Source organism: Monashia sp. HAY1-2A, assembly GCF_056755315.1.
The window spans coordinates 1-1,185 of the sequence record NZ_JBNDHY010000306.1 but is presented as its reverse complement, the minus strand read 5'-3'; the positions used below and the strand labels follow the sequence as shown (position 1 = coordinate 1,185).

Genomic DNA, 1,185 nt, shown 5'->3' with positions numbered 1-1,185 from the left:
TCCGTCGTCGGCAGCGTCAGATGTGTATAAGAGACAGCCTTGGACCCGGTTGGTTCCGGTCACTCGTCCCGAGCGCAGGCGACGCACGCCCTGGGCCCGCCGCAGGGCGACCGCGTCCTCGAGGACACGTCTGACGACCCCCGGCTCGAACATGACCTGCTCCCACGTGAACCGCAGCACGAGCCAGCCGCGGACGACGAGGCCGTTGTAGCGCCGGCAGTCCCGGTCGAAGGCCCCGCGCTCGACGTGGAACTCATGGCTGTCGGCCTCGAGGACGATCCGCAGAGCCTCGTCCGCGAGGTCGACCCGGGCGTAGAAGTCCTCGTACCGGATCCGCGTCTGGGGTTCGACGACGAGCCCCGGCACGTCGAGGGCGATCGCCCGCAGCGACGACTCGAACGGACCGGCTGCTCGAGCATCCGACGCAGCGACGACGCGTGCCACCCGGTCCCGCTGGCGCCGGGGGAGCCAGGCGCTGCGGGCCAGGACCTCTCGCGGCCCCAGGCCCGAGCGACGCGCGGAGTCGGCCACCGACAGCGCGTCCGCGAACGGCAGGTCCACGCAGCAGTCGATGAGGGTGCGGACCGGCGTCGTCACCCAGCCGTCGGCGACGTCGTCGGCGTCGAGGTCGCGCCAGTGCACGGTCACGCCCTCGGACGCGCCCGCCACCAGGCTTCGCTTGGCCCGCACGGTGACATGCGGCTCCGGCGGCGCCATCCGCACCTTCCAGCCCCAGTGCAGCGCCGCCGTCGTGTGCGATGCGGCTCCGCTGAGCCGGAGGGCGGCCGCGCGGGACGCGTCGGTCCCGGCCAGGCAGTAGCGGCCCCGTGACGTGCGCACCACGACGCCGGCGTCGAGGGCCGCGTCGACGTGTCGCCAGTGCACCACGGACAACCGCAGCTGCCGACGGGTCGCCGTACCGCCGAGCCGAACCAGAGCCTTGACCGCGCGCATGCGCCGATGCTGCCTCCCGGAGTCGATGCCGCGAGCGCGTCCTCCACAGGGTCCGGTGGCCGGATCGAACCTCGGAAACGCGCCCTGGGAGCCGTTCGGCCGGTTCGGTCCGGCCACCCGGCCCGCCGGCGGACGAGAAGTTGCGCGGTGACTGTCTCTTATACACATCTCCGAGCCCACGAGACGCGTAGTAATCTGGGGGGGGGGGGTTTGTGTGGTGAGGGGGGGGGG

General features: G+C 72.7%; 1 protein-coding gene. It reads right to left on the bottom strand.

Features of this window, described 5'->3' with window-relative positions; all coding sequences use genetic code 11:
* On the bottom strand, positions 1 to 1,185 hold a 1,185-nt coding region (locus ACPYOM_RS21995; protein ID WP_481347590.1), incomplete at both ends, for a DUF559 domain-containing protein.